29 protein-coding genes are annotated in these 26594 nt (G+C 65.2%); 12 read left to right on the top strand and 17 right to left on the bottom strand.

The window, feature by feature from the left end; genetic code table 11:
• The first annotated feature begins 59 nt into the window (after positions 1–59).
• Together ABN028_RS28645 and ABN028_RS28640 are read left to right on the top strand one after the other, a co-directional pair.
• A complete protein-coding gene (locus ABN028_RS28645) occupies positions 60–488 on the top strand; it encodes a DUF2267 domain-containing protein (protein ID WP_349331807.1) in 429 nt (142 codons plus the stop codon).
• 428 nt (positions 489–916) lie between these two features.
• Positions 917–1975 carry a mechanosensitive ion channel family protein gene (locus tag ABN028_RS28640; protein WP_349698769.1) on the top strand — a complete coding sequence of 353 codons (1059 nt, stop codon included), beginning with the start codon at positions 917–919 and terminating at the stop codon, positions 1973–1975.
• 722 nt (positions 1976–2697) lie between these two features.
• Here ABN028_RS28640 and ABN028_RS28635 read toward each other — a convergent pair.
• From ABN028_RS28635 to ABN028_RS28620, 5 genes are all read right to left on the bottom strand, one after another.
• Positions 2698–2823: a hypothetical protein gene (locus tag ABN028_RS28635; protein ID WP_349331804.1), complete on the bottom strand. Its 126-nt coding sequence runs from the start codon at positions 2821–2823 to the stop codon at positions 2698–2700.
• Between the two features lie 391 nt (positions 2824–3214).
• The gene (locus tag ABN028_RS35525) at positions 3215–3526 is read right to left on the bottom strand and encodes an SDR family NAD(P)-dependent oxidoreductase (protein WP_502879221.1); all 312 of its coding nucleotides are present in this window, start codon (positions 3524–3526) and stop codon (positions 3215–3217) included.
• Between the two features lie 204 nt (positions 3527–3730).
• Entirely contained in the window at positions 3731–4768 is a 1038-nt protein-coding gene (locus ABN028_RS28630; RefSeq protein ID WP_349698768.1) for an RNA polymerase sigma-70 factor, read from the bottom strand.
• A complete protein-coding gene (locus tag ABN028_RS28625; RefSeq protein WP_349331802.1) occupies positions 4765–5742 on the bottom strand; it encodes an NAD-dependent epimerase/dehydratase family protein in 978 nt (325 codons plus the stop codon). The genes ABN028_RS28630 and ABN028_RS28625 overlap by 4 nt, the downstream gene beginning before the upstream one ends.
• Before the next feature lie 205 nt (positions 5743–5947).
• Positions 5948–6634: a DUF2461 family protein gene (locus ABN028_RS28620; protein WP_349331801.1), complete on the bottom strand. Its 687-nt coding sequence runs from the start codon at positions 6632–6634 to the stop codon at positions 5948–5950.
• 130 nt (positions 6635–6764) lie between these two features.
• Here ABN028_RS28620 and ABN028_RS28615 point away from each other — a divergent pair, with 130 nt between their 5' ends.
• From ABN028_RS28615 to ABN028_RS28605, 3 genes are all read left to right on the top strand, one after another.
• On the top strand, positions 6765–7535 hold the full coding sequence (locus tag ABN028_RS28615; protein WP_349331800.1) for a class I SAM-dependent methyltransferase: 771 nt from the start codon (positions 6765–6767) through the stop codon (positions 7533–7535).
• A 117-nt stretch (positions 7536–7652) separates the two neighbouring features.
• Complete coding sequence (locus tag ABN028_RS28610) at positions 7653–7865, top strand: hypothetical protein (protein WP_349698767.1); 213 nt, start codon at positions 7653–7655, stop codon at positions 7863–7865.
• Positions 7865–8257, top strand: coding sequence for a hypothetical protein (locus ABN028_RS28605; protein WP_349331799.1), 393 nt, complete (start codon positions 7865–7867; stop codon positions 8255–8257). The genes ABN028_RS28610 and ABN028_RS28605 overlap by 1 nt, the downstream gene beginning before the upstream one ends.
• Positions 8258–9264: 1007 nt before the next feature.
• On the opposite strand, the gene ABN028_RS28600 is transcribed toward ABN028_RS28605, so the two are convergent.
• Positions 9265–10677, bottom strand: coding sequence for a hypothetical protein (locus ABN028_RS28600; protein ID WP_349698766.1), 1413 nt, complete (start codon positions 10675–10677; stop codon positions 9265–9267).
• A gap of 750 nt (positions 10678–11427) precedes the next feature.
• On the opposite strand from ABN028_RS28600, the gene ABN028_RS28595 reads away from it, so the two are divergent.
• Together ABN028_RS28595 and pknB are read left to right on the top strand one after the other, a co-directional pair.
• Positions 11428–11832: a hypothetical protein gene (locus ABN028_RS28595; protein WP_349331797.1), complete on the top strand. Its 405-nt coding sequence runs from the start codon at positions 11428–11430 to the stop codon at positions 11830–11832.
• Between the two features lie 104 nt (positions 11833–11936).
• Entirely contained in the window at positions 11937–13805 is a 1869-nt protein-coding gene (pknB, locus tag ABN028_RS28590; RefSeq protein WP_349698765.1) for a Stk1 family PASTA domain-containing Ser/Thr kinase, read from the top strand.
• Between the two features lie 589 nt (positions 13806–14394).
• Here pknB and ABN028_RS28585 read toward each other — a convergent pair.
• The gene (locus tag ABN028_RS28585; RefSeq protein WP_349698764.1) at positions 14395–14679 is read right to left on the bottom strand and encodes a hypothetical protein; all 285 of its coding nucleotides are present in this window, start codon (positions 14677–14679) and stop codon (positions 14395–14397) included.
• Between the two features lie 109 nt (positions 14680–14788).
• Positions 14789–15202, bottom strand: coding sequence for a hypothetical protein (locus ABN028_RS28580; RefSeq protein WP_349331794.1), 414 nt, complete (start codon positions 15200–15202; stop codon positions 14789–14791).
• 1275 nt (positions 15203–16477) lie between these two features.
• On the opposite strand from ABN028_RS28580, the gene ABN028_RS28575 reads away from it, so the two are divergent.
• Together ABN028_RS28575 and ABN028_RS28570 are read left to right on the top strand one after the other, a co-directional pair.
• Positions 16478–17290 carry a CPBP family intramembrane glutamic endopeptidase gene (locus ABN028_RS28575; RefSeq protein ID WP_349698763.1) on the top strand — a complete coding sequence of 271 codons (813 nt, stop codon included), beginning with the start codon at positions 16478–16480 and terminating at the stop codon, positions 17288–17290.
• Between the two features lie 146 nt (positions 17291–17436).
• Positions 17437–17619 carry a hypothetical protein gene (locus ABN028_RS28570; RefSeq protein ID WP_349331792.1) on the top strand — a complete coding sequence of 61 codons (183 nt, stop codon included), beginning with the start codon at positions 17437–17439 and terminating at the stop codon, positions 17617–17619.
• An 805-nt stretch (positions 17620–18424) separates the two neighbouring features.
• Here ABN028_RS28570 and ABN028_RS28565 read toward each other — a convergent pair.
• Positions 18425–18991: an RNA 2'-phosphotransferase gene (locus tag ABN028_RS28565; protein WP_349331791.1), complete on the bottom strand. Its 567-nt coding sequence runs from the start codon at positions 18989–18991 to the stop codon at positions 18425–18427.
• A complete protein-coding gene (locus tag ABN028_RS28560) occupies positions 18988–19845 on the bottom strand; it encodes a LysR family transcriptional regulator (protein WP_349698762.1) in 858 nt (285 codons plus the stop codon). Before ABN028_RS28560 ends, ABN028_RS28565 begins: the two co-directional genes overlap by 4 nt.
• A gap of 70 nt (positions 19846–19915) precedes the next feature.
• Here ABN028_RS28560 and ABN028_RS28555 point away from each other — a divergent pair, with 70 nt between their 5' ends.
• Positions 19916–20434 (top strand): hypothetical protein, encoded by a 519-nt coding sequence (locus ABN028_RS28555; RefSeq protein WP_349331789.1) that lies wholly within the window; start codon positions 19916–19918, stop codon positions 20432–20434.
• Between the two features lie 113 nt (positions 20435–20547).
• Here ABN028_RS28555 and ABN028_RS28550 read toward each other — a convergent pair whose 3' ends face one another.
• The 4 genes from ABN028_RS28550 to ABN028_RS28535 form a co-directional block, all read right to left on the bottom strand.
• Positions 20548–21135: a tetratricopeptide repeat protein gene (locus ABN028_RS28550; RefSeq protein WP_349331788.1), complete on the bottom strand. Its 588-nt coding sequence runs from the start codon at positions 21133–21135 to the stop codon at positions 20548–20550.
• 114 nt (positions 21136–21249) lie between these two features.
• Positions 21250–21606, bottom strand: a complete 357-nt coding sequence (locus ABN028_RS28545) for a hypothetical protein (RefSeq protein WP_349331787.1) — start codon at positions 21604–21606, stop codon at positions 21250–21252.
• A gap of 53 nt (positions 21607–21659) precedes the next feature.
• On the bottom strand, positions 21660–22238 hold the full coding sequence (locus ABN028_RS28540) for a hypothetical protein (protein ID WP_349698761.1): 579 nt from the start codon (positions 22236–22238) through the stop codon (positions 21660–21662).
• Between the two features lie 550 nt (positions 22239–22788).
• Positions 22789–23133, bottom strand: a complete 345-nt coding sequence (locus ABN028_RS28535; protein ID WP_349698760.1) for a hypothetical protein — start codon at positions 23131–23133, stop codon at positions 22789–22791.
• Positions 23134–23299: 166 nt separating this feature from the next.
• On the opposite strand from ABN028_RS28535, the gene ABN028_RS28530 reads away from it, so the two are divergent.
• Positions 23300–23719 carry a DUF4279 domain-containing protein gene (locus tag ABN028_RS28530; protein ID WP_349698759.1) on the top strand — a complete coding sequence of 140 codons (420 nt, stop codon included), beginning with the start codon at positions 23300–23302 and terminating at the stop codon, positions 23717–23719.
• A 65-nt stretch (positions 23720–23784) separates the two neighbouring features.
• Here the strand turns inward: ABN028_RS28530 and ABN028_RS28525 are convergent, their stop codons facing one another.
• The gene (locus tag ABN028_RS28525; RefSeq protein WP_349331782.1) at positions 23785–24144 is read right to left on the bottom strand and encodes a DUF2019 domain-containing protein; all 360 of its coding nucleotides are present in this window, start codon (positions 24142–24144) and stop codon (positions 23785–23787) included.
• 181 nt (positions 24145–24325) lie between these two features.
• Between ABN028_RS28525 and ABN028_RS28520 the strand changes: the two genes are divergently transcribed.
• Positions 24326–24841, top strand: a complete 516-nt coding sequence (locus tag ABN028_RS28520; protein ID WP_349698758.1) for a hypothetical protein — start codon at positions 24326–24328, stop codon at positions 24839–24841.
• A 198-nt stretch (positions 24842–25039) separates the two neighbouring features.
• Here ABN028_RS28520 and ABN028_RS28515 read toward each other — a convergent pair whose 3' ends face one another.
• Positions 25040–25549 (bottom strand): immunity 21 family protein, encoded by a 510-nt coding sequence (locus tag ABN028_RS28515; protein WP_349698757.1) that lies wholly within the window; start codon positions 25547–25549, stop codon positions 25040–25042.
• Between the two features lie 562 nt (positions 25550–26111).
• A complete protein-coding gene (locus ABN028_RS28510) occupies positions 26112–26390 on the bottom strand; it encodes a hypothetical protein (protein ID WP_349698756.1) in 279 nt (92 codons plus the stop codon).
• Between the last annotated feature and the right edge of the window lie 204 nt (positions 26391–26594).

Genomic DNA, 26594 nt, shown 5'->3' with positions numbered 1-26594 from the left:
CCGCCCTCCGACAACCCGTCTCACTCGGGCCGCAACTGATCGACAGGAAGGACGCCACCATGGCCGAAACAGGCTTCTCGTCGTTCAACACGACGACGGACAAGACGAATCGCATTCTGAAGGAGATCGAGCAGGCGTACGGCTGGCCCAAGGAGCGGCGGAACATGTCCTACGCCGCCCTGCGCGCCGTACTGCATGCCCTGCGCGACCGCCTCACGGTCGAGGAGGCTGCGCAACTCGGCGCCCAGCTGCCGATGCTGGTCCGCGGCATCTATTACGAAGGCTGGGATCCCAGCCGGGTACCGATGAAGATGCACCGCGACGAGTTCCTGGAAAGGGTCCAACGGGAGTTCCGGTTCCGGGTCGAGGGCGGCGCCGAGTCGCTTGTGCAGACCGTCCTTGCGGCAATGCGCGACCACATCACCGAAGGCGAATGGAACGACATCAAGTCAGGTGTGTCACGCGACCTCGCATCGGTCCTTCCGTAGGCCCCGGCGTATGTCGATCCCTTCCCGCAAGAACGCATGCCGACGAGGAATGTCCACGAGCGTGGCGGCGAGATCGACATGCAGCACCGCACCAGCAGCACCCTGCAGAAAGGACAGGCGCATGACCAGCGAACGGTCGGAGACCGCGGTTCGCGATGAGCTGCGGCGTGTCGAGGAGCAACAGGCGGAGCTTCGGCGCATGGCGCAGGAGCTCCGCCGACAAATCGCCGAGCGCGCGGATGCACCGCGGGACGAGGTGGACGTTGCGACGGAACTCACCGCGGCCGAGGAGCAGGAAGCGCTGATCGCCAAACTCGAAGACCGGCGTCAGGCACTTCGCACGCAGCTCGGCGAGGCCTCACAGTCTGGGCAATTAGACAGCCGGGGCTTCGAGGGAGGGGAGGTCGGTGCCTCGCCATCGTGGGTATGTGCCTTGCGGAGAGGCCGAACGCATGTGGCGAGACGTCTGGCAGGGGTTCCTCGTTGTTGTGGTGACGTGTGCCGGCACGCTGCTCGCCGGCTGGCTGTCGGCCATCGTGGTGCGTTGGACAGCCCGGCGGCGCCGGTCGACGACATTGTTCCGGGTGCACCGCACCTGCCGACGCGCGTGGACCGCCGTTTTGGTGACAACCGGACTCTTCGTCGTCCTTCCATTGACAGGGTGGGATCGAGCCCTCGTCTCCCAGCTCCGGCATGCGCTGATCCTGGCGATGATCGCGGCCGCGGCTTGGCTCGTCCTGCGGATGCTGTTCGTGGTGGAGGACGCGGCGTTCCAGTGGCTCCGAGTGGACGTCACCAACAACCGGCGGGTCAGGCGCCGACGGACCCAGATCGCGATCCTTCGCCGCCTGACGACTGGGCTCGTGGTGGTGATCGCTTTCTCCGCAATGTTGATGACATTTGCCGGACTCCGCGCGCTGGGCGCCTCGTTGCTCGCGTCGGCAGGCGTCCTCGGAGCGATCGCTGGATTCGCCGCGCACGCCACGCTCGGCAATGTCTTCGCCGGGCTCCAAGTCGCGATGACCGACGCCTTGCGCTACGACGACGTCGTGGTCGTCGAGAACGAATGGGGCCGGATCGAGGAGCTCACGCTCACGTATGTGGTCGTGCGACTCTGGGACGAGCGTCGGCTGGTCTTACCGACCGCGTACTTCACCACAACGCCGTTCCAGAACTGGACCCGCAACGAGGCCAAGGTGGTCGGAACGGTAGAGCTTCAGCTGGACTATCGGACGCCGATCGCCGAGGTGCGTGCCGAGGCTCGACGCATCATCCAGGCGTCCCCGCTCTGGGACCGCCGTGAGTGGGTAGTACAGGTAGTTGAGTCGACTCCATGGACGATGGTCGTCCGGATCCTCGCGTCCGCCGCCGATGCTCCCAGCTCGTGGGATCTGAGCTGTGACGTTCGTGAACGGTTGATCAGCTATCTACAGACGCATCATCCGGAGGCTCTACCCAGGCCGAGCGGCCGGCAGCAGCCCCCCTAGCTCAGCTCCGAAATGTGTGCACCGTGTTCCGGCCTCTGCGCCTCTTCGCTACCGTCGCCCTCGATGCCCGCAACCGCGGCAGTCCCTTGGCACGCGCTTGACGGCCAAAGAACTGCAGCGGGTGTAAGCGGTGCCCTTGTCCGACCGTCGCGCTGGAGGACGTGCGCCTGGCGGCGGCCATGCACCAGTGGTTCGGTGCGGCTGGTTGGCTTCGTGGTTGCGCGCAGGAGGTTGCGGACGTACGCGGGGTTGATCGGGGCGATCAGCTGACGGACTTCAGCCGGGGAACGTGTTCGTTTCCGTCCGCGGGCGTCCGCCACCGTACGTACCGTGCCAACCGTCTCGGAATAGCGGATACATTTGAGACGAAAACTGAGACCACGTCACACAGGCCGCAGTAGCTCAGGCGGCGTTTCCGCAGGTCAGAGGCGGTGGGCAGGGACGGGATCGAACCGTCGACCTTCGCTTTCAGGTCCGCGCAGATCGAGTCGCTGAGTGGGTTCGCGCTTGGGATGATCATGGTCGGCTGGCTGATGTGTGCCGTTGAGCGGGTCGGTTGGCGTCACGGCTGGCGTCGGGCCGGGTCCGGTGGGGACTGCACAGGGCACCGGTCGCGTGCCACGCGTGCGGCCCTCCCGCCTGCCGCCTCTTACTCCCACCGGTTGGGCGCGGCTGTGTTGTTGTACTTGTCTGCTGTACGCGGGTCGATGTTGGGCCTTGGCTTAGTGCAGCCAGGTCACCTCATGAAGATCGGTGCTGAGGTCAATCCACTTCCACCGGTCGAGGTTGGCTGCCCTTGGGTACTCGACCCACATCACCACGTGGCTTGACCCGACTGCACGCTGCATGTGCTGCATCCCTGGGGGCGGGTCGCAAGGTCGGTCGGTTGCGTCGACGCCTTGAGCGCAGAACACAACCACTGGCGAACCGTCAGGCGCATCCTCTCCGCTTGGGTGGAACCGCGTACTGCGCGCGTAGGCGGTGCCGTCTGGACTTACCGATGTCGAGTACGAGTCTGGAGGCTCGTAACCGGCGGGCAGGCGGACAGGCAGTGGCAGCTCGACGCCCTCGTGCTGCCCAAGCTGCTCAGCAGCAGCTTCCCTGCTCGCGCCATCCGGTTCGCCAGCAACGACGTACAACCATGTCAGCCCGCCGAGCACGGTCAAGACCACGAGCGCGGACCCAATCCGGCTCGGCACGCGCATCCTGGTCACCGTCACCGCGTGATCATGACACCTATCAGATCGGCCTGCAGGCCGTTTCGACAGCTCGGAGGGTCGGAGGGTTTGGCCGGCGTCCTGGCTTGGTCCGGGAGGTCGGGGCACGTAGCCGGGCGCGGGCATTGGCGACCATGATGTCCAACGTGCCGACCGCCAGCTCGGCCTCGTCGAATAGTCTGGCGACCTCGCCGGGACGGGACAGCTCTGCGCGGATTGCGACGGCCCTACCGCCGGTGCCGGTAATGGCACCGACAACGTCCTCAGCACGGGTGGAATTCTTCAGATAACCAACCACCACACTCGCACCCCGCGCAGCCAACCCGAGCGCGATCGCCGATTCCCCGCGACCCGCCAGTGACCAGTGCGGTTTTCCCCTCGAGTTGGTGAGGCATTGCGTTCCTCCGTTGGAAAGATCGGATCGTCATGTTAGGAGAGGTCGGTGTTCCAACGTCCACCGTAGGAACTGCCTTCCCCTCCAATGTCTCGCGCCGCGTCTCGCGCCGCCGAGTGGTTCGTGTCAGCCGCAGGCACCGGCTCAGGCATCGCGCGTCCGCTCGGCGCGGCGCTGTCTGCGCATGGCGTACACGTCGGCGACCGGGCCGATGTGGTGCAGCTTGTCAGGGTTGATCACCGACCGGACGGTCTGGACGACGCCGTCTACGATGTCGAGGGAGAAGACGTTGATGAGCTGGCCGTCCGAGGTCCACAGCACGGCGCCGGGCTGGCCGTTCACATGCTGCGGCTCGATGGTGATCTCGTGCTCACGCAGCTCTCGGCTCATCTGGACAAACACGCGCGCGACACGCTCGGCTCCCACGATCGGCGTGCTCCACTGCGGGGCCTTTCCACCGCCATCGCCGTAGGCGACGACATCGTCGGCGAGCATCCCGACCAGGCCGTCCAGATCACCCTGGCTGAGCGCGGCGAAGAAACGAGCCGCCAGGTCCTCGCGTTGCTCGCGCGAGGCCTCGAAGCGCGGCTTCTCCGCCTTGACATGACGACGGGCCCGGGCAGCCAACTGGCGACAGTTGGTTTCGCTCTTGCCGACAATCTCCGCGATCTCGTCATAGCCGTAGTCGAACACGTCATGGAGCAGGAACACCGCGCGTTCGATCGGGTTCAGCCGTTCGAGCACGAGCAGGAACGCCATCGACAACGAATCAGCCTGCTCTGCATGCGCGGCCGGATCGGCCGCCTCGACATCGGTGAGTAAGGGTTCGGGCAGCCACTGACCCACATAAGCCTCGCGCCGCTTGGGAGCCGACCGCAGATGGTCGATGCACAAACGCGTGATCGCCGCGGACAGATAGGCCTTCGGCGACACGACATGGACCCCATCGCCAAGCGCCTGCTGGTAGCGAACGAACACTTCCTGAACCATGTCCTCGGCCTCGCTCACACTGGCAAGCATCCGATACGCGATGGAGAACATCAGCGGACGCAGCTCCAGGAACGCCTCCGACGTCTCAGTTGCCGCAGTTGGCGGGGAGCCCTCGGAGGCCCGAACGCCGCCCCGGCGTCGGCGCCCGCCCGCAGCCGAGCGGGCGCCGATGTCGCGTTCTGCTCTACTCATGTCGCCGCCTCCGGCGCGCTGCTGCTCGGAGACCGTCGATCGGAATCAGTCAACCCGAAGCGGAAGCCGTCCCGCCAGCTCGACCAGGCAGGCCTCCAGCCGAGCTCCCGCTTGGCCTTCTCGTTCGATGAACCCCGCCCCTGGGTCATCCACTGGACGGCGACCTGGCCCGCAGCCAGCCTGCCCAGCCACACCGGCACTCTCAGCGGTGGTTTGGCACCAATAGCCTCGGCGAGGTACGGCAGCCACTCCGATACCGGGGCCGGGTCGTCGTCGACGATGTTGTAGACACCGCGACGACCGTGCTCTACGGCGGCCACCGTCGCTGCCGCGGCATCGTCGAGGTGGGTCCACGACCAGACTCCGCCGCCGTCACCGATGATCGGGAACTGCCGCCTGCGGACCAGCTCGACCTGCGACTCCGACGCTCCCGGACCGTAGAAGTTGCCGTACCGCAGCACAATTCCTTCCAGCGACTGCGCCGCCGGAACCACCCGGTCCAGGAACTGAAGGCCCGCCATCGTTTCCCTCTGGTTCTTCGCCGGATGCGGATCGAACGGGTCGTCCTCGGTCTTCACTGGACCTCCCGAGCGAATGTTCGACCATCCGGTGTAACTCTGTGCGACGAAACGGCCGACACCGGCCGCCTCAGCCGCAGCGAGCAAATGTTCGGTGCCCGTTGTTCGCAACTTGTTGGTGAGCGCGAACCATGTGTCGAACCTGCGCAAGTTGGCCTTGCCGGCCAGAGCGGTCATCTGGTGCACGATCGCGTCCGGCTCGGCCAGCGCGACAGCCTCACCAACCGCCGCAGCGTCGAGGCCGTCGACCACTACGGGTTCCGCGCCGAGCCCGCGCAGCCGGTCTACCTTGTCGGTACTCCGAGTTGTCGCCGTCACCTGATGCCCACGCGCGACCAATTGCGGTACCAGTCGCATTCCGATCGCACCAGCAGCTCCTGCCACGAATACTCGCATCGCACTACCTCCTTACCACCGGGACCTGTCACTGCAAGGCTCTGAGACGAAACACCCCGGCCCGCTGTGACACCTCCAGCGGCTGATGTCGCGCAAGAACAAGATCACCTGGCCCGGTTTGGGTAGAGGGCTGGCCCGTACGAGCAGAAGCGAAGGATCGTGCAGCCGCCCTCGGGCTGTCCAGGCGCGGGACAGCAACACCGGTTCACCACGCGAGGCAGGCAGATGGGCCGATGAGATTGCGGCTATTGTCGGTCCGAAGGCCTGCGGCGGCATGCACGGCGAACCAGGCCGTGAACGGATCCAGCTCTTCGAACGCTGTGAGTACCCGTTCGATGGTGTGAGGGGTATGGAGCCAGTCCTCACATCCGAGTGGTCGTGTGGCAACCAGCGAGCGATGTCGCAACCACTCCGCGCGCGGATGGTCGGACGGATGCCCACGGGGCATCCGTTTCAGGGCGTTGCCGGCGAGCTCGAATCCTTTCTCTCGTAGCGTTCGCATCACCTCCACGAGTTCGTCACCGCTGACTCCTTCAGCGACCGCTTGCCGATAGCACTCGACCTCCGTTGGAGCGGCGGGCCGCCAGGCGCCTCGCACATGCAGCCCGTCGAGGTCGAACGCGAGGCCGAGTACGAGAGTTCGTTTGATCCTGATCGTCGCGTACTGGTGCTGCCATCGTCCGTACGCCGGTGAGCGGAAACCTTCGACGAAGAAGTCCTCGTAGGCTGGGTCGGCATCGGCGACATCGTGCAGCAGCGCGATCATCGGCTGCCGCACCAACTGCTCGCGCCGTTGACGACACTTCTCCCGTACGTCCGCAGGTGGGTCACCATCGAGCTGCAGCAGGACGTCGAACGCTGCCTTGGGCCAACCAGAAAAACGTCCGCACATGCCGAGCATTCTGCCGCCACATCTCGCCTCGGCCCGCGGCGCCAGCCCGTCGAAGACATGCACGCCGAGCGGTTCCGCCAGTATCCGCCGGCGCCCGGATACCCGGCCACCAGATGAGGAGGGTGCAGCTATGACTGGCCACGGGACCGAACGAAGGCGGGTAACCCTAGTGGAGGGCAGGGCGGTTGCTCTGCAGTGGTCACTAACATCCGGCACTATGAACGCTTCCCGTATCGAGCAACCTGCCGATCTTGACGTGGTGCGGACCTCCTACGACCGCGTCGCAGACAACTACGTCGAGATGAACCTCGGTGACATCACGACGTACCCCTGGTTGCGGACGGCGATCGATGGCTTCGCAGCCGCGGTGCACGGTCTTGGCCCGGTACTAGACGTCGGATGCGGTCCTGGAGCTGTGACCGCCTACTTGGCGGAGCGCGGCCTCGATGTCTCCGGGGTTGACCTGTCGGCCCGGATGATCGACCACGCCCGGCGGTTACACCCCAACCAGCGGTTTGACGTTGCCTCGGCAACTGACCTGAATCTGGTCGACTCGTCGCTCGGAGGGATTCTCGGGTGGTGGTCACTGTTCAACCTGCCCCGGCACATTCTTCCCCTGGTACTGAGGTCCTTCGCCCGAGCCTTGGTTCCGGGCGGGCACCTCATCATCGGTACCCACATGGGTGACGGCGATATCGAGCGAACCGAGGCGTACGGCGCGGTTCCGGTTGCGTGGACTACTCACCTCTGGCAGCCCGACGATCTATGGGCCCTCTTGGCTGCGGCGGGCCTCGATCCGGTGGCTGAACTGCGGCTCCCCGAGAGTGTGGCCGGGGTTCCCTCATTGGTGCTTGTCGCGCAGCGCGCCGGCCACGGAACAGGCGTCAGCTTGACCCCTTGAAAGCATCGGAGGTCTCCGAGGGGGAGACGAAGGATTCGACACTGAGGCAGTGAACGTTTAGGGTCCCGTCTAGGGAGCCCTTGCCTTGACCGTCTAGGGGAACCTAGACTACCCTGCATGAAGCGCCGAGACCTGATCCGAAAGATCGGCCGCGAAGCCAAGGAACAGGGCAAGCGGTGGGAGATCGGCCGCGAGGGAGCTCAGCACACCGTCTACAACCTCGCCGGACTGACGATACCGATCCCGAGGCACAACGAGATCGGCGAAGGCCTGGCCCGGGAGATCTTCAAAGAGTGCGAACCTGTCCTGGGGAGGGGATGGTGGCGGTAATGGATACCTACCATGCCAAGGTCGAACGTGATGGCCGGTTCTGGCTGATCCGTGTACCCGAGATCGGCCGGTCAACCCAGGCCCGTCATCTTCGCGAGGTCGAGGAGATGGCCCGTGACCTGATCGCAGTTATGCGCGACGTTGCGCCGGACTCGTTCGAGTTGGTGGTCTCACACCGGCTACCCAAGTCGGTTCAATTCCATCTTGCCCGCGCGGAGAAGCTGCGGAAGGAATCTGACCTGGCCAAGTCGCGCGCGGCCCAGGAGTCGCGCGCCGCCGTACGGGAACTCGTCGACGCCGGACTCCCGTTGCGCGACATTGGCCAGCTTCTCGGCATCTCCCATCAACGTGCCGCGCAACTCGCTACCGACACCGCACCGAAGGCGTCATAACCACTGCTACTCGGGCATCGGCGGAGTCGAAGTTGTGCCGGCGACGCTGGCCCACAAATGAGACCAGCCAACCAGCCCAGATAGCCCATCAGGTGCGTTTGCGCTGGTCAGAGGTGGTGGGCAGGGACGGGATCGAACCGTCGGCCTTCCGCTTTTCAGGACCAAGGAACGGTCGTTCGCCAGCGTTCAGGAGCGTCCGCTCACGCTCGCAGCACCACGCAAGGACACATGCGGACAGTCCCGAACGTAGGCGAATGAGACCACGTCTGAGACCACTCGCACGTTGCGACGCGCGGTCCATCGGAACTGGCGGTATGCCAGTACTCTCGGGGCTCCTCGTGACGTGGATCGTGAGCGTGCACAGGACGCCACGTTTGGCGCGGTGCGACGAGGGCGCCTCTGGCAGCCCGATGTCAAGACGAACGATGCCGCCGTTCGCGCGTACGGGCGGGAGCTACCGGAGCCGGCGGTTAGTCCGCGGCACGCAAACGGGCATGCCCAATCGCATCACAGGAGCACACCCGATGAGCGAGACACCGATTTACGACCAGCTGATCTCCGAGCGGCTTGGCCGGGTCCCACCGAGTTCGAGGGTCACGACACCTGGGACGGTTCTGAGGCGGCGCTGGACGCTTTTGCTCGCGGGGTCGCCGAGTCGGAGGCGACCTTCGGTGAGTTCTTAGGGCGCGGCACCGGACGGATGCCGGGCGGAGAAGGTGGCCGGCCGCGTCGCTCGGCGTAATCGACGCGGATCCCCACTCGTACTCGCTGCACCTTGGCGGAGCCTGTCGGCGGCTCGAGCAAACGTGAAGGGCCAGGACCTACCTATCCACGTGGAAGGGCAAATGACGCCGCCCGTGTTCGACGCGTGTGTTCGGAGCGCCTGAGCTCGGCTTTGGTCAGCCGCGAGTTCGAAAACCGCTCCGACCCCGCCGGTTGCCCTGAGGCGTGCCGACGGGGTCGGAGCGATTCATCTGGTGTTCTGGTGGTGATTGCCGGCCTCTTGTTTAGTGGCGGATCACGCTGCGGAGTTTGAGGCCGGCGAGGCCGACTCCGGCCAGCAGCAGGGCGATGACTGCTCCCCAGCCCAGTTTGGCGGCCGGGGTGTTGTCGGATGCGGTGGTGAGGTTTGCTGAAACGGCACCCTCGGCTTGGGCGGGACCGGCTTCGGCTGCGGCTCCACCTCCGGCGGCGACACCGGATTCGTCAGCCGATGCGCCGGCACCAGCGTCGAGGCCTCCTGCGGACGTTCCGGCTTGGACGTCTGCGTCTGCATCGGCGGATGCGGAGGCGTTGGAGGTGCAGGTGACCTTGCCGAGTTCGATGTCGATCAGGCCTGGGAGGGCGGTCTCGACACCGAGCGCGGTGACGGCGATTGCGGTGGCGTCGGCGGTCTGGGCCCCGACCTGGATGGTGGCCAGTTGTACGGCGTTGAGTTGGTCGGCCGGGACCGCGGCCAGGATCTGGTTGACCACGGTGCCTGCTTGGGCCGGTAGCTGGCTTTGAACCTTACTGAGGATGTCGGCGAGGGTCAGGTCCAGGCCGTCGGCGGTCAGGTCGGCGACCGGGACCTGCTGTCCAGCCACAACGGCGACGACCTGGGCATCGATCGGCGTCGCCTCGCCGAAGGTGTCGGTCGGGGTGGACAGGCACCGGGAAGTGATCGCTTCACCGACCAGCATCAGTTCGATGTCAGGCAGTCCACCGGCAGGCAGGGCAAGCTCACCTGTCAGGCCTTCCAAACCGAGGTCAGCCAGTCCAAGGTCAGTCAGCGCCAGGTCAGGAACAGCCGGGACGGGCAGGTCGCCCGGCGCCGGCAGGTTGCCGGGAACCGGCGGGTTGCCGGTCTCGGGAAGGCTGGTCGGCAGGGGCAGATCACCGGTGGCCGGGAGGTCCGGCAGTGCCGGGAGCCCGGGGAGCTGGCCACCCAGCAGGGCGGCGAGGCCGAGCTGGTCGAGCGTGCCGAGCGAGACCTGCATGCTGCCCTCGCCGGAGATCAGGCAGGTGTTGTCGCTGCCGACCTTGATGACCCCGGCACTGCCGACAACGCCGGCGCAGGCCGCGGCGTAGCCACTGGCGGTGGCAGCGGCGTCTTGACCGAGAGCACCTACGACCACAGCCTGCTGGTCGTCGATGACCGGCAGATCGGGAGTGCGGACACCTTTCACGGTCTCGAGTACACCGTCGTTGACTGCGACGAAACCGCCACTGCCCGCAACCTGTCCGGCCATACTCAGGTTGAACGCACTGGCGGTCGCCTGGCTGACCGTCTCACCTTCAGCGCTTACCTCGTCACTGGCTGCGGCGGGGGCCACAGTCAGTGCCGACACCACGGCGGCACCGACGCTGATGGCGGCGGCGCGTCGGGCCCACACTCTGGCCTGGATGTGCTTGTCCGGGGGCAACCCCGGTCCACGCATCACCATTGGTTTGTCACGTCCCTCCTCTGGTGGAAATCGCCAGCCCCGAACGGCACTCCTGTACGACCCCGGAGATTTCCGCGTGCGGTCGAAGGAACGAATCCCCCGGCGGTGAGGTTACGGGCAACCACCGAGTAACAAACCCACAAAACAGATGTGCCACGCTGGATCGGTCCACCCAAGCCCACGGGGTGCACCGGCCGACGCCGTGGGCGCATGTCCTCGACAAGCCTGGATCCGACGAGTCCTAGGCCGGCAATTTTCTCTTTCGAAGAATGCGTTCCCGTCACAACCCGTGAGCCGACCTTGCGGTGTTGCCGGCCTGTCCGCGCGAGCAGACGAACGGTCGTACCCGGTGCTGACCTGCAGCGACAGGATTCGATGTCCCAGCGCAGCGGCATCAGCGGCAAGCCACGTCTCGGGAGGTTCACGGCCCTGCGCCGCCGAGCGGTGGCCGCCTGCGGACATATCTGTCCGGGGAGTGGAACTGGGAAGATCGCGTAACCCGGCAACTGCAGCCTCGTTGGAGATCCAAAGAGTCGAAGTACCGGGTCTCCCGCGAATGGCTTTCCTGTCATACGGTGGGCTGCGGCTTCGAAGCAAGGGTGGGAGCGTTTGCACTGCGTGGTTGATGGTTTCGACCACGGCGCCTATGGGGGCTGTGAACGGCGCGGTAGACAGGCCCGGAAACATGATCAACCGATGTGGCCCCGGGCGTCCTGTAGCCGAAATCTGAGGAAGGAAGTCTCCATGGGATTTGGATCAGGCGTTCTCCTGCTCGCTTTAGGGGCCGTCCTGACCTGGGCAGTTGATTTCGACCTGCCCTACATCGCCGATGACTCCTTGGGGCTGATTCTGCTGTTTGCAGGCATCGTCGCCTTGGTTGGTTCGGTGATCATGCAGGCGGACCGGCCAGAGGCCGGTGTCGGTACCGGCATTGTGCTGATCGTGGCCGGTGCGATCATCACCTGGGCGGTGGCCTTCGATGTGCCTTACATCGACGACGACGCACTTGGGGCGATCTTCATGGGCGGGGGCGTCATCGCGGTCGCCGGCACGGTGCTGATGAGCATGCAGCGCCGCCGAACCTCTGGTGGAGACGACCGCCGGAACTACTACCGTCGAGATGGACGGCCTCTGTACGACCGCCACTGACACTCCACCACCTGGATTTCCCGAGCCGCTGCTCCGGCTGCAGGCCACCTGGGGTGGTGTGAGCGCGGACGCAGCGGCGGAGCATAGGCCGCGTAGCCAGGCCGATGCCGCGGCAGGGACCGGCAGCGGCTGTGCCTGGACATGCGGTGACAGGCAGGGGTCGAGCACCCTGGCGTGGCGCGTTGCGGACGGCAGATGATCGGACGGTGAGCATGGTCGGGAGGCATCAGGCAGAGGGGTATCCCACTGCAGTGACCGAGCCCGGCGTTGCACAGCACCTGGTTCACGGCCGTTATGAGGTGGGTGAGGTGATCGGTCGTGGGGGGATGGCCGAGGTCCGCATCGGTGTCGACCGCCGGCTTGGGCGCACGGTCGCGGTGAAGACGCTGCGTGCCGACCATGCCACGGATCCAACGTTCCAGGCGCGGTTTCGTCGAGAGGCGCAGTCGGCAGCCGGACTGAATCACCCGTCGATCGTTGCCGTCTACGACACCGCTGAAGAGGTCCTCGAAGGCGTGTCGGTGCCGTACATCGTGATGGAGTATGTCGAGGGCCGGACGCTGCGCGAAGTCGTCCGGGAGGGCCGCCGGGTTCTGCCTGAGCGGGCGCTGGAAATCACCGCGGACATCTGTGACGCGTTGGAGTACAGCCACCGCGCCGGAATCGTGCACCGTGACATCAAACCGGCCAACGTCATGCTGACAGCCGATGGCGACGTGAAGGTGATGGACTTCGGCATCGCCCGCGCCGTCAGCACCGCCACCCAAACTGCCGCCATGACTCAGACCGGCGCGGTGATGGGCACCGCGCAGTACCTCTCCCCGGAGCAAGTGCACGGTCAGTCTGTGGATGCGCGCAGTGATATCTACTCCACCGGCTGCCTGCTTTACGAGCTACTGACCGGACAGCCACCGTTCGTCGGCGATTCACCGGTGTCGGTGGCTTACCAGCACGTCCAGCAAGACGCACGACCGCCATCGACACTCGCCCCGCACCTACCTGCGGTCGTCGACGCGATCACCCTCACGGCATTGCAGAAGGACCCGGGTGACCGGTACCAATCGGCCGCGCAGATGCGTCTGGACATCGAACGCGGACTGTCCGGCCAGCAGGTGGCTGCACCAGTGATGCCAATCGACGCGACTGCCCCGTTCATGGCTGGCGACGATTCCATGACACTGGTGGGTGACCGGCCGGACAGGCGTGGCCGCGGCACAGGCTACGCTCTGCTCGCGCTGGCGTTGCTGCTTCTGCTGGGTGTTGCGGCATTCATCGGTCTCCGGGCACTCGGTCAGCAAGAGCCGCGGACCGCGTTGGTGCCCACGTTGATGGACAAGACTGAACGTGAAGCGCGAGCGATTCTTGGTAGGAACAACCTCGACCTCGCCCAAGTCACCACGAAACCGAGTGACTCGGTGCCCAAAGGCAGGATCATCGCCCAAGACCCCGATCCCGGCATGCCGATCAAGGCCGGCGGCACCGTCGGCATCACCGTCTCCGACGGCAAACCCCGCGTGACGATCACCGACGTGACAGGTAAGCAACTCGCCGAAGCAAAAGCTCAGCTGGTGGCCAAAGGCTTCAAAGTCAAACAACACGAGGACGATGAGTCCACCGAACTCAATGGCACCGTGACCCGCAGCGACCCAGCCGCAGGCACGCAAGCCACCGCCGGCACGACCATCACACTCTTCTACTCCACTGGACTCGTCGAAGTGCCCGACGTGATGCGGGAAAGCCAGGAGGTCGCCGAAGCCAGACTCGCCGACGCCGGCTTCGACGTACGCACCACCCACGAACCAACAGCCGACGCCCCCACCAGCACAGTCATCAACCAGACCCCAACAGCGGGCACAAGGCGCGAACGCGGTTCGACCATAACCATCGTCGTCGCCAGCCAACCCGAACTCGAGCCCGAACCCACCCCCACACCCACCGACGACGACGGCGGCATCCTCGACGACCTCTTCTAACCGCGGCTAACCTGCTGCCGGGTTGACGATGGCACTGTTGGCGATCACATGGCAACCGAGTGCGATCTGACTCCAGGAAGCGGACCAGTTCGGCACGTACGCTTTCCGACGGGCGCTCAGAGGAGTGTCCGCGCCATCGGGTCAGTGTTCGAGACGAACCGACGCCGTCACTGAACCCAGACCCGCAGTCGCCCGTTGCGGGCACCGAACTCGTCGCGGGACCGCCGCGGAGCAGAATACCCCGGCATCTCCGCGCTGGCCGTGGACGCATTGGACGCTATCGCCGTAACCCTGCGGCGATCTTCTGCTCCAAATCAGAACGCTTGCAGCCTGCTGACCAGGCACGATGCCACGTATGGTCTCAGTTCCCGCCGTGGTCTCAATTGACTCGGCCCCGAGCGGCGTCTGTGGGAGGGTCTGCATGCCGCTGACCAGCAGAAATGCGGTGGGCAGGGACGGGGTCGAACCGTCGACCTTCCGCTTTTCAGGTCCCGGCAGGCGGCGTCGGGGCTGTGCTCGCGGCTGTGGTGACCATGGTCTGGCGGATCCTGGTTGTCCTCGCGTGGGTCGGTTGGCGTCACGGCTGGAGTCACAGTCGGCGGGCTCCGCGCTCCCCGAGCTTCGGCATGTCCTTCCGCGGATCGAGGGTGTTCATTCTCTGGATTGCTTCGCGAAGAGTGTCGGCCGCAGTGGCGCCCCTCACCTCGAAGGTGCCTCCTGGGACCTCGACCTCGACTGAGCAGAGCCACGCATCGGCGGGAGGAGCGACACCTCCGGTGTACTCCAGGCTGAACTCGCCGGCGAACCCCTGGCAGTCAGCGACCCTTGCCGCGAGCTCCTCAATGGCTCGTCCAACCTCGGCGGACTCCGACATGTTCTACCTACCTCCAGGCCGCGCTTCTGGAAGGAGCATGGCAGGTTCGGCTGGCTGCAGGTTCGGGTGGGTCTGGTCGGCCGTGTTGCTGTACTTGTCTGCTGTGCGGCTACTGAGCGACGTTGACCCGTTCTTCACGCGCACCGACGTCACCGTAGCGTTTGATCAGGTAGCTGCCGGGTGGAAGAGGAAGCGACTTCAGGACTGGGTGGATGGCAGCAGCGAGCTTGTCTGCATCCGGCCCGTACATGTAGACGACGGTCTCGTCCGGACCGACCTCGTTGCCGTCGAACTCTCCCACCTCGGCAGCATCGATCGCCTCGATCAGTGGATCTTCGATCTGGTCGAGGGCCAGCTCATCGCCTTCGGCGGGTGGCGGCAGGTGCACGGTGACGGCATGTTCGGTCACCGCGTTGTCCTTGTCACTGATGACGCTCTTTCGGGCTCCACAGGCGGCAGACGAGAGCACGAGCGCCAGCAGGATCCATCTCCGGGTCGGCGTTCGCCTGGGAGGCATAGTCACGGCCGGATCATGCCAGCCTTCTGCTCCATTGGGCTAGGGGCGGCACTGGCACTCAGAGGGTCGGAGCGTTTGCCCGGTGGCGTGGCTTGGTCCGGGAGCTCGCTGGCCCGTAGGTACATGTTCACTGCTGTACTTGCAGGTGCACGGCACGATCGGTGGCTCGTGGACTCAGGGGTGGGCATGGATGCTTGCGACAAGGAGCGGCTCAAGAGATGGAGCCGCGTGCACGATGATCTTCGATCAATCCTCTGCGAGCGTGGTCCTGAGGGGACGGGCGGCGTGTTTGGGGCGCCAGAGGACGGTTACTACGACCTCGCCACCGACCTCATTCGAGGTCTCAGTCGACCTGGACACCACAGCCTCCCTCAGGTGGTTCGGATGATTGTCAGCAACGCATACGACGACGATCGCTTCGTAGGGGCCCTTGTGGACGTCTGGCGACGACATCTGGATCGTGGAGGGTTCGGGTGAAGCTCAGAGGGTCGGAGGCTTTGGCCGGTGCCCTGGCTTGGTGCGGGAGGTCGGGGGCCCGTAGCCTGGCCCGGCGTGGTGGGCAGCTCTGCTGGCCGACTGTTACCGCCCACCGTGGGCCCCGGCCTTTGGGACCCGGACCAACGAGGTGGCTAAAGCCTCCGGCCTGCCCCGGCCACCGCCGGGTTGTGGGCGAAACGGTGCCGACGCTGTGAGGGTCGTCAGTCTTCTGGGGGCCCTTTCTTCGCGCCAAGCCGGGCCGGCCGACCGGGCGCCGTCAAGGCGCGGAGGGAAGGCCGGCCCGATGAGGCGGGCGCGGCGGCCCGTTGGGGCCGCCCTTGGAACGGCCCCGCACATCGTGCGAGACATCGTGGGTCACTCCGACATCGATGTCACGATGACGATCTACGCTCACGCCTCACTCGACGAGAAGCGGGCAGCGTTGCGGAGGCTCGATGAGCGTCTTCGCTAGTGGTCAATCCGAGCGGGGTTGGCGTCAAGGCTGGCGTCAATCGGGCCTACAGCGTCCGCCGATTTGCGTTTGCGCTGGTCAGAGGTGGTGGGCAGGGACGGGATCGAACCGTCGACCTTCCGCTTTTCAGGACCAAGGATGTATTTCCGGCGCTGTCCGCAGCCGTCCGTTCACGCTCGCCAGTGCCATCCACGGACACCGCCGGACGACGTCGCACGTAGATGAATGAGACCACGTCTGAGACCACTCTGACCGGGAGTGGCGGCCAGGTGGGGACCACCGCGTCAGTGGCATGACAGGGCCGTGACAGGAGGCTGGGCAATCGTTTTGGCATGGAGAACACGCAGACCCCCACGGACACAACGAGAGTTGCCCAACCGAGCCGGTTGGTCGAGTTGCTGATCGCTGACCGTCACTCCGTTCCGCTGTCGATCGCACTGCACCTTGTGCCCGGCGCCCTGATCGTCGCCGTCTACATGCTTTTCGCCGAACCGCTCGTCAAGGCGATCGGCTATCCGAGCTTCCTAGCCTGGGCGATCGCCTTGATCGTGGTGCTCGTGCCGGTTCAGTTCGGCCTGTTGTGGCTGGGCAGCAGGCGCAACGGCCGGTTCTCGCTGCGCGGGGTGGTGGAGTACCTGGACAAGCCGATCCCGCGGGGGAAGATCACCGCCATCATCGCCGGCCTCATCGTGTGGATGACGGTGGTGGCGCTCGCTCTCACCCCACTGGACAACCTCGTCTTCGACACGTTCTTCACCTGGATCCCCTTCGAAGGCGCGGGCGGCAGCGCTACCACCTACCTCGACGGGTACTCGCATTCGGTGCTGTTGATCACGATGTTGGTGTGCCTTCCGTTGACCGGATTCACCCTTCCGCTCATCGAGGAGCTCTACTTCCGCGGATTCCTGCTTCCCCGCATCTCCCACCTGGGCTGGGGGGCGCCCGTGCTCAACACGGTCCTGTTCTCGGTGTACCACTTCTGGGCGCCGTGGACGGTGCTGTCGAAGGTGATCTTCATGTTCCCAGCGGTCTGGCTGGTCTGGCGGAAGCAGGACATTCGGGTGTCGATCGGCATGCACCCCGGTGCCGCTCTCCTCATGGCGACCGTCGGCACCATCGCCCTGATCCTGGGCCTAGTGCCGTAGCACCAAGATGGTGAGGGGGCGCCGTCCATAGTGGGAGGCGCCACCTCGGTCGTTGGCAGTCGCGATCCCGGAGGGGAGCCGACAGCGGCGCCCACGTTGTTACACGCCGATGAGCGCACGGTCGGCCACGGCGTCCCGGTATCTACGTGGCCGGACTCGGCGGCGGCGAAGTGACACCAAGCGTCACCGTGCTCGACCGCCCGACTCGCGAGGTCACCGCGCGGATCCCGCTCTCGACCGCAGCACGGGCGATCACCGTCAACCATGGTCGAACCGAGTCCTGGTTGCCGGTGAATGCCGAGTCGACATCATCGTTAGCGAAACTCTGAAGGTTGTACCTACGATCCCGGCCGGGCTCCCGTTCGCCGTCGCCACCCAACCAAGACAGACGAACGAGCTGTTCATCGGCGACGTCCACACCGGGGAGGTGACCGCCTCTCCTACTGCAGCGGCACCCCCACCTGAACGGGAACGACCGGATCGCGTTCATCACCACCGACGATGATCCGGGGCGACTCCGCGGCGCACGCCGAGCACGCAGGCTCGCCCGGGAACCCTTCCGGCCATCGCGCATCACGCCCGCTCACGAAAGGGCCGCTCCGACACGGACTGTGTGGACGCAAATGGCTGCAACTCCTGCGTCGACCTTCCGCTGCCAAATCAGACGTTGACAGGCCGCTGACCAGGCACGATGCGCCAGGTGGTCTCAATTTTCGGGCGCCGTGGTCTCAGTTGTTTCGCGCCCGGCTTGGACGGTCTGAGGACCGTGCAGGCCGCTGACCTGCGAAAACGTGGTGGGCAGGGGCGGGGTCGAACCGTCGACCTTCCGCTTTTCAGGACCAAGCACCCGCGTCCGCGTACGTCCGGAGGCATCCATCCACGCACGGCAGCGCCCCCGTGGACCACGCCGAACGGTCACGAATGTAGACGAATGAGACCACGTCTGAGACCAGGCAGGACGTGCCGCTTGAGTGGGCCTCGCTGTCATCGACACCTCACGCCGGGCCCGCAGGGCTACCAGGCGTCGCAAGAGCGCTCCTGAGGACCGCGCGGCGGAGGCAGTGCTTGTGACGGCGCGGGCTGACTGGCCCTCGGCTCCGAACGAGTCCACTGCCCGGGTCGGGGTCGGCGGATTCAGCGACGTGGCTCCTCATCGGCTGTCGGTTTGTGGAGGTGGATCCGGTTGGGTGGAACGTGGTTGGTGAGCCAGGTGCCGTTTGCGGCTTGGTAGAAGGGGATGCCGCCGTGGTACATGCCCGCGGCGTCGATGGTGAGGATGACGGGTTTGCCGCGGCGGGCTGCAACGGTGTGGGCCGTAGCGGGGTCGGGGGAGAGGTGGACGTGGGTTCGCTGTTGTGGTCGGAGACCGTTCGTGAGGATGCTGGGGAGGAAGCGGTCGACAGTGCCGTGGTAGAGCACGGCTGGTGGTTCGGTGGCGTCGAGTTGGAGATCGATGTTGATGGAGTGGCCCTGTGCGGCGCGGACCCGTGTGCCGAGGACTTCGAACCGTTTCTTGTCGGTGCCGGCCACCAGTTGGTCGAAGAGCTTGCGGTCGATGGGGCGGCCGTGGTGCTCGAGGGCGGCGAGCAGGGTGTCGATGGAGATCCAGCCGGATGGGTCGAGGCTGATGTCGATGGCGGCGGGGTTGTGTCGCAGGACGTAGGCGAGGAACTTGCTCGCTGCGACGCGATCCTCGGTCATGGTGATGCCAGGTGGGTGATGAGGTCGTTGACGTGGGTTCGTCGTTGGCTGCGCCAGGTGGCCCAATACCTGATCTTCGGGAGGTCTGTCACCGGTATGGCGGCTAGACCGTCTGGCACGGCCACGCATCCGTTGACAATTGTGGCGCCGATGCCCAGGGCTGCGCAGTGGACGAGCAGGTCCCAACCGTCGACTTCGGCGGTGACACGCCAGGACGCTCCTACGTCGGCAAGTGCCCGCTCGAGGGTTCGGCGGTGGGGTCGCCCACTGGCAGGCAGGACCAGCTCGAGGCCGTCGAGGTCGAGCAGGCTGACGTCGTCTCGGTTGGACAACGGGTGGTCGACATCGATGACCAGCACCTGTGGGTAGCTGGCGATCTGGCGTGAGTCGAACTGTGGAGGTGGGGGGTCGTGGGCGATCACCGCGAGGTCGACGTGACCCGCTGACAGTGCCGAGATCGCCGACTCTCGGTCGGAGGTGAGGACGCTGATGCTGCGGCCGGTTGTACTGATGCGGCGAATGGCTTCGGCGATCACCCAGCGCAGCGCGCCGCGTCCGGCGGCGATGCCCAGTGGTCGGCTTGTGCCGTGCAGGTCGCCGAGGAAGTCGTCCAGCCGTCGATGCGAGTCCAGTGCGAACGCTGCCAGCCGTTCGCCGGCGGCGGTGAGCGTCAATGCCCGGCCGGTGCGTTCGTACAGGTCGACACCTAACGCGGCGGCGAGCTTCTTGATCTTCACGTGCAAAGAGGGCTGGCTGATGTGCAGAGCCGTGGCCGCGGCAGTGAAGTTGCGGTGTTCGGCGAAGACCGCAAACGAGCGAAGCGCGTCCGCTTCCAGCATGTCCCGGTCAATCATAGGAAAGGACTATAGCTAGTCCGCAGAAAAATAGTTCAAGTCAAGGCTCGGCTGGTGGATGCTGTCGAGCATGGAACAGCGCCGCGAACCACGCTTGGGTATCGACATCGGACGAGTGATCATCGACGGATCCGCGCATCCGGACGGTGGGGACACGGCGTTCTTCACCGGCGACGAGGCGACCATGCTGGCGACGCCTGAGATGGCCGGCGCGGCGGCCGCGATTGCCCGGCTCATCAAACAATTCGGCGGGCAGGTCTGGCTGATCTCAAAATGCGGTCCGCGGGTCCAAGCCCGCACCGAGCACTGGCTAGAGGCGCACGACTTCTACCGCCGCACTGGACTGAAACGCGAACATGTTCGGTTCTGCAGGGCGAGAGCGGACAAGCGAATGCATTGCGTTGAACTGGGATTGACCCACTTCATCGACGATCACCCCGACGTGCATGCAGCGATCAGGGGCACCGTGGACCACCAATACTTCTTCGGAGTCCAGCGACAACCTGTGCCCGGCTACGGTCACCACACGCCGGCCTGGGCCGACGTGGAACAACACATTGCCGACTCGTTCGCCTCGCGGTGCGTGTGACTCACCAGAGGCATCTCACGGAACTCCCGGTCGTAACGTCTGTCGCTTCTCTGGCATCGCTGCTCCTTATAGCCTACTTCGCGAGTTTGCGTAGGCGCTTCAGGGTGTGGTCGTCAGCATGGACGACGCCGACCGTCTTGTGACGAGGAAACACCGGGCCGCGCCCGGCCATGTCCAATGCGGTCCTCGCTGCACGTCGAACTGTCTCCTGCTCGGCGGTTGCCTGGGCGATGCGGATGAGTGCCAGATGCCAGCGGAAGAGCACTGGGGAACTGGGACGTGCCGCGTTCTAGGAACGAGTTCAAGAGCGCGAGTGCCTCCTCCATGCTGGCTGGGTCACCCTTGTCGATGAGTAGTTCAGCAAGGGAAATCTCCGCGGTCGCGGTCGTTCCGTTCAGCGTGGGATGTTCCGCCAATAGTCTTCGGTAGTACTGCTCAGCGGTCGTCGGGTCTTGCTCGACGTAGGAGTCCGCCAGGTGCTCGATGGTGGACGCTTTCTCGAACTCGTGGCCGAGGTCGCTTTCGAGGATGCGCGACCAAACGCTCCGAGCGGCATCCATCTGGCCCGACTCCCGGAGAGCTATGCCTTTGATGCGTGTGTACTGAGTCCGGTTACCGGCGTGGGCGCGCCGAAGACGCGCCTCGAAGTCCGCCTGAGCACCGGGTGACCAGTCGGGAGAGCGGAACCAGTCGTCAGCCACCGGAGCAGTGTTGCAGGCTGCGCCGCCTTACGTCCGCTCATCGGCATCACCGCGCGGATCGCGGCATGAGAGTGCGTCGTCGCGTGCGTCCTGAGGTGGCAAGCGAACCGGCCGCTAGTCGTCGAAGTCCGCCGGCCGGTCCTTTGCTGGCCGGCGCCGACTGCGAGCCAGGGGTCTGACCGCACCTTCGAAATAGGTGATGGCGGCGAACGCTGCGACGTGGTTGTGGGTAATGCGCTGCCCGGTCATCGGTAGCGGATAGTCGGGCATCTCGTACCAGGCACAAATCCTGTCGATCTGGAGTCGCTCCTCTTCAGACATTCCAAGTGCGCGTTGGGCAAGCGCATCCTCGCCGTAGTCCCATAGGGCTGAAGCGATCAACCGCTTGGGCATGTGCACGCTGAACCTCGGGCGCGCTTTCAAAAGTTCGCTGAGCGGCAGGGGCTCCATAGAGGAAGTATGGGTGAGCACGCCCGCTCCTCATCGGCATGGTCCTGATTCACGCTCGGCGGCATGTGCGGATGTTACGCGCTGAAGTAGGCGACGATGTTTGCCCACACCGCAGGAGGATCGCCGTCACGGCGATCGGTGGCAGCGGGAGCCACTACGTGTCGAACACTGTCAGCACCGATGAAGTGTGGGTGCGGCTTGACTGCCGGCTTGCGCTTGCGACTTCGCGAGGCCACCTCGCGGCACCGGCCGAGGAGTTCGGCGCTTTGGTGAGCTAGCCACGGGGGCAGTGACTCTGCGACGGGTTCCAGGTCGAGCAGGGCCGACTTCGGGTCCTGCAGAGCGTTCATGACAACCATGCCTCGGCACCACGTCAGGCCAGCACGATCACCAGGCCCCGCCAGCCACGTGCCGATGCCCAGGTCGAGCGAGTGCACCGCATTCCGAGGTTGTCCTCGAAGCAGGGAGGAGACGGCGTACAGGAGCCACGTGTCTGGTATCCACGCCCCGCCGCCCCAGCCGATCCAACTCTTGGTCCAGTCGTAGACAGGGCGCCAGTCTCTGGCCTCGACTCCAGCCAGCGCCTTCGCGCCGCACTCTTCACCCCATCGGGCTACGTCGCCACCCGGGACCTTTGCGAGTTCGAAGGTCATGCCGTAAGCCTGCCAGGCGAGCGCCGCGAACGGCGCGTTTGGCCGATGCCCCCGACACCTCACTGACCCGCCTGTCATCGACATGACGGGCTGCCTCTCTGGTCAGTGCTGCCACGTGTCCGAGATGCTGACCACATGCCCGAGACCGACTGGCACCCATTCCAAGACGGCGAAACGCTCTCGCAACCAGGTGGTGAAGACGGAACGATCATGGTTGACGATGAGCACCAGGCCGGGGCGAGGATCACCCTGGAACATGACACGCTAAGGTCCGGCGTTTGCCATTACCTGCGGGGTCTATGGGTGGAGCCGAGAGTTGGCTGAGACCCATCGACGGCTACCTCGACGACTGGATCGCATTCGGCGACGACGGAACGAACGACCTGTACTGCATCCATCGCGTTGACCAATCGATCACCCTGCTGAGCATGATCGATCGAAGCCACGAGCGCGTGGCCATTGGGCTTCCGGACTTCTCGACGATCGTCCTCTCGCGCGTATAGCCATGGACCCGCGAGCGAAGAGCGGCAAGTGAGTGCCTACTGACCGCTCAGTCCATGCTGACCATGATGGCGTCGTCACAGGTTCCAAATCTCTGAGGACACCGCGGCGTACCGCTCGATGGGGCCGGCAGTCTGTGCGTCGAACCACTGAACGAAGTCTCGTGCGTCAGCGCGTTCACGTCCTCGGGGCCGTGCGTGTTCGGTAGGCCGATCACGATGGTTTCCGCTTCCGCGTCGTACTCATCTGTGTTCGTCTCGAAGTTGATCCCGACAGGATCGGCCCGAAAGAGGATCTGCGACACAGAATCGACGAGATCTCGCTGCGTCACTGTCTGCTCGAACCGTGATTGACGTGCCCTTCGAACCTCGGCCTGGATGTGCTCCCACTGCACATCCTCAGGCGCCCGCTTCTTGCGGCGGAACCTTCATGAAGCAATCCTCTCAGGAAGGAGCGGCGAGGAGGCCGGAGCAGAACCTCACATCGGCATGACCCTCGCGGTCGCGGCATGGTTGTGAGTCGCGTGCAGCGTGACCTTAAGGCTGGCTACTCTCGCTGTCATGGCGGAACTCGCTCGCGCGTTGGCCGCGCTCCGGGTTGCGGGCGAAGAACTTGTTCCGGACGCGATCACGACGGCTTTGGGATGTGAGCCCTCACGAAGCTGGGCCAAGGGCGAGGCGTGGATCTCCCACGGTGTGACGAGAACGCGGCGCTTCGGTCTGTGGAGTCTGGACGCCGAAGAGACGACGCCGGCCGACGTCGATGCCCAGGTCGCGACGATCCTCGGGCGCCTGACCTCCGACGAGGCGGTGTGGCGCGACCTGGGCGCTCGGTACACCGTCGACCTGTTCTGCGGATGGTTTATGGAGCGCGGAAACGAAGGCGTGACGCTTGAGCCGGAGACGATGTTGGCGCTGGGGAGACGGGGCATCCCCCTCGATGTTGACCTGTACGGGGGAGACGAGTCCGCCGACGGGTGAGGGGTCCCCGCCCACCCGGACATCGGCAGTGCCGCGCCGCACTCTCCGCGGCATGGGCGCGCGAATCACCAGTCCGGATTCAGGCGTCTCGCGTCGAACTCGCGAAGCGTCATCTCGGCGTTGAGTCCATTTAGTCCGAGCGCTGGATCCGCCTGGATTTCCTCCAACACCGTTCGCGCAGCGTGTGCGTTCCAGTGCAGTGCGTGGCTGGCGGCCCACAGGCGGACAGTTACTCGCGGGTCGTCGAGGAGCCCATTGATTAGCTCCTGGCCGGACTCGGTGGCCGCGAGTTCCTTGCGCGCGACCTGCAGACGCTCAACCAGCCGGTTCCACTGGCGTGGGCGGTTCTGGCCGAGCCCGTCGTCGCCTTCGGCCTCGGCCATCTTGCCCAAAGTGGCGAGGTACCTTGCTGCGGGATCACTCACGGAACCATTCTCCCCCTGCTACACCGTTCGACCGGTCGGCGGCAGTTCCGGATGGCCGCGGGGTTGGTCTCCGCCCACGACCAGGCCCTGCAGTGCTATCCGGAGATCCTCCACGCAAGAATGTCCCGGGCGCCCGGGCGCCCGGGTGCCGGGGCGTCGTGGCCGACGAGCTGAGGACGCCATGGCGATCTGCTTTGAGTTGGTAGGCAACTTCGGTGAGAACGTCGAGGGTGCACGCGCGGCCGCCCTCGCCGATCCCAGCCCCGCGCCGGTTCAGGCGGGCCGCCACCGCATTCCCGTCCACCGCACCGTGATGAACCGGACGCCCTCCTACATCGAGGTATCAGTGATCCCGGTTGCTGTCGGCTGGGGTGTGAGCCTGGACGGGACGCTGCCGAGATTCAGACTCTCTGCCGCCGAGTTGAGCGAGGTAGGTATAGGGCTCTACCGCTTACTTGAGCGGTTCAACGGGTACCTCGTGGCGAAGGTCGGCTGGGACCCGGAGAGCTCCGTCGATCCCTCAGAACTCAAGAGCGACTGGGCAGACGAGCTGGCCGACGGCACTATCGATGGACTCGTCCTCAAGGACGCCCTGCACGACGAACTCCGCTTGGGAGACAACTACGTCGAGTTCCAGCCGGGCTACCTCTGGATTCCGTACCGGGGTGAAAAGCCGAGCACGCTCACAGTTGAGTAGACCCGAGCATCAAGGCAGTTCACCTGTCCCGCCCATGACGACCATCCAGGCGGTACGGTCAGCTGCCCGCGTAACCGCTCATCGGCACAACTGCGCCGGACAAGATCATCCGCAGTTACCGCTCATCGGCATGACCGCGCGGATCGCGGCAGATCCGGATGTCTTGATCAAGCCTGGTCTGCCTCCGGCTGTGCGAGTTCATGGCACGGGTTGAAGCTGAACGAAGATCATCCAGATGTCACCATCGGCGCGGTACGTCGCCCGGACCCGATATTCGCTCGGGCGTAGATCGATCACGAGGTGGTTGTCGGGCTCCAACTCCGCTCCGGGCCACGCCGAATCGAACATCACGACTGGCCCGTCCACCACCCAGCGGACATCCTCATCCGCGTCCCAATTCACGCCATCACGTACCGCTCGGCGTGCAGCGCTTACCAGGTCATCTTCCCCGTACGCCGCTGCCCACCGCAGGAACAGCCGTTCCGAGGATAGGTATGTCGTCATTGCCGGCTCGTCGCCCAGAACAAGCGCCTGCCGCTGACCGATGGCGATCACGCCGACGTAACCGTCGACCGCGCACGCCCGACCGTAGTCCCCCCAGCTCTCCACGGAACCATCCGTGCTATCAGCACCGGTCCACAGCGATAGCGCCGATTGCGGAGCGACGAGCAGCGGTCCGCCAGCCGTCGAAACCCACGTGTACTGCAATGACTCTACCTCCCGCAGCGATCTTGCCAGGCCACGGCGATACACGAGAGCCCGCCAAGACGCGGCAGAAATTGTCATGGCCGGAGAGCTGATTGACACAGACCGACGGTCACTGGAACGCCGCCCGGCTGTGCACTCATCGGCACACGTCTGGACGGTATCCAGGCCAGCTCGGCGTAACGCTGCGTGGCACGCGGAGCGCGGCATGAGCGGTCGTTCGACGCTCGGCTACTCAGGTGCGCCCGCGCCGTAGATCCAAGCCGAACAGTGAGCGCAGTGCACTGTGTCGTCAGCGACCTGCAGTTGGTCTGCGAGCGGGTCTGGTTCTAGGTGTCGCTCGATGAGCCCAGCGTCGAGTGTCAGACGTAGGTGGACGTCCCAACCGCCGCCTGGCCTTGGGACGAATCAATGGCTGACGGCGTGATTCCCGCTGGCCTGGAACGCCTCAAGAAGCGGCATGAGGTGGGCTCGCTCGTCGTCGTATGGGCTGGTCACGGCGATATTGTCCACTGCCCGCTCATCGGCATGATCGTGCGCGGGTCGTGGCAGATGAGTGCGCCGCTCAGACGTCGAGAGTGAGACGAGCGATCCTGAGGATTCGCTCGTAGTACGGCCGGGCGTCTGCTGGAAACGCCTCCATGGAGCGCCGCAGTTCGTCAGCCGCCTGCACCAGTCGAGAACGGTCCAGGTCGGACAGCGACCCAGCCCTGGTCGCCCAGCCGTAGATGTCGGCACCGATCATGACCGCATCCACCTCCCCGTAGTCCGTCCCCTTCTCCACGGCGTCGGGGAATGGCTCAGCCATGTGGAGTCGCATCTCTTCGGCAAGGTCGTCGGGCACAGGTCGCAGCGTAGAACCTTGGAACTTGCCAATCGGCACGAGCGCGCGGATTGCGGCATGAGCGGACATTCAATTGACGTGCTCGAGAGCGGCCTCTCTCGTACGGTTGGAGGTCAGTCTGCTCAACGCCCAGCGCTGGTACTGGGCGTCACTGAACCCAAGGATGACGGCACCGTTCGAGTCGGGCCGGGCGCCAGGGGGCGC

Origin of the sequence: Actinopolymorpha sp. B17G11, assembly GCF_040196095.1 — a bacterium.
Classification (GTDB): domain Bacteria; phylum Actinomycetota; class Actinomycetes; order Propionibacteriales; family Actinopolymorphaceae; genus Thermasporomyces.
This window is presented reverse-complemented; position numbering and strand designations above follow the sequence as displayed.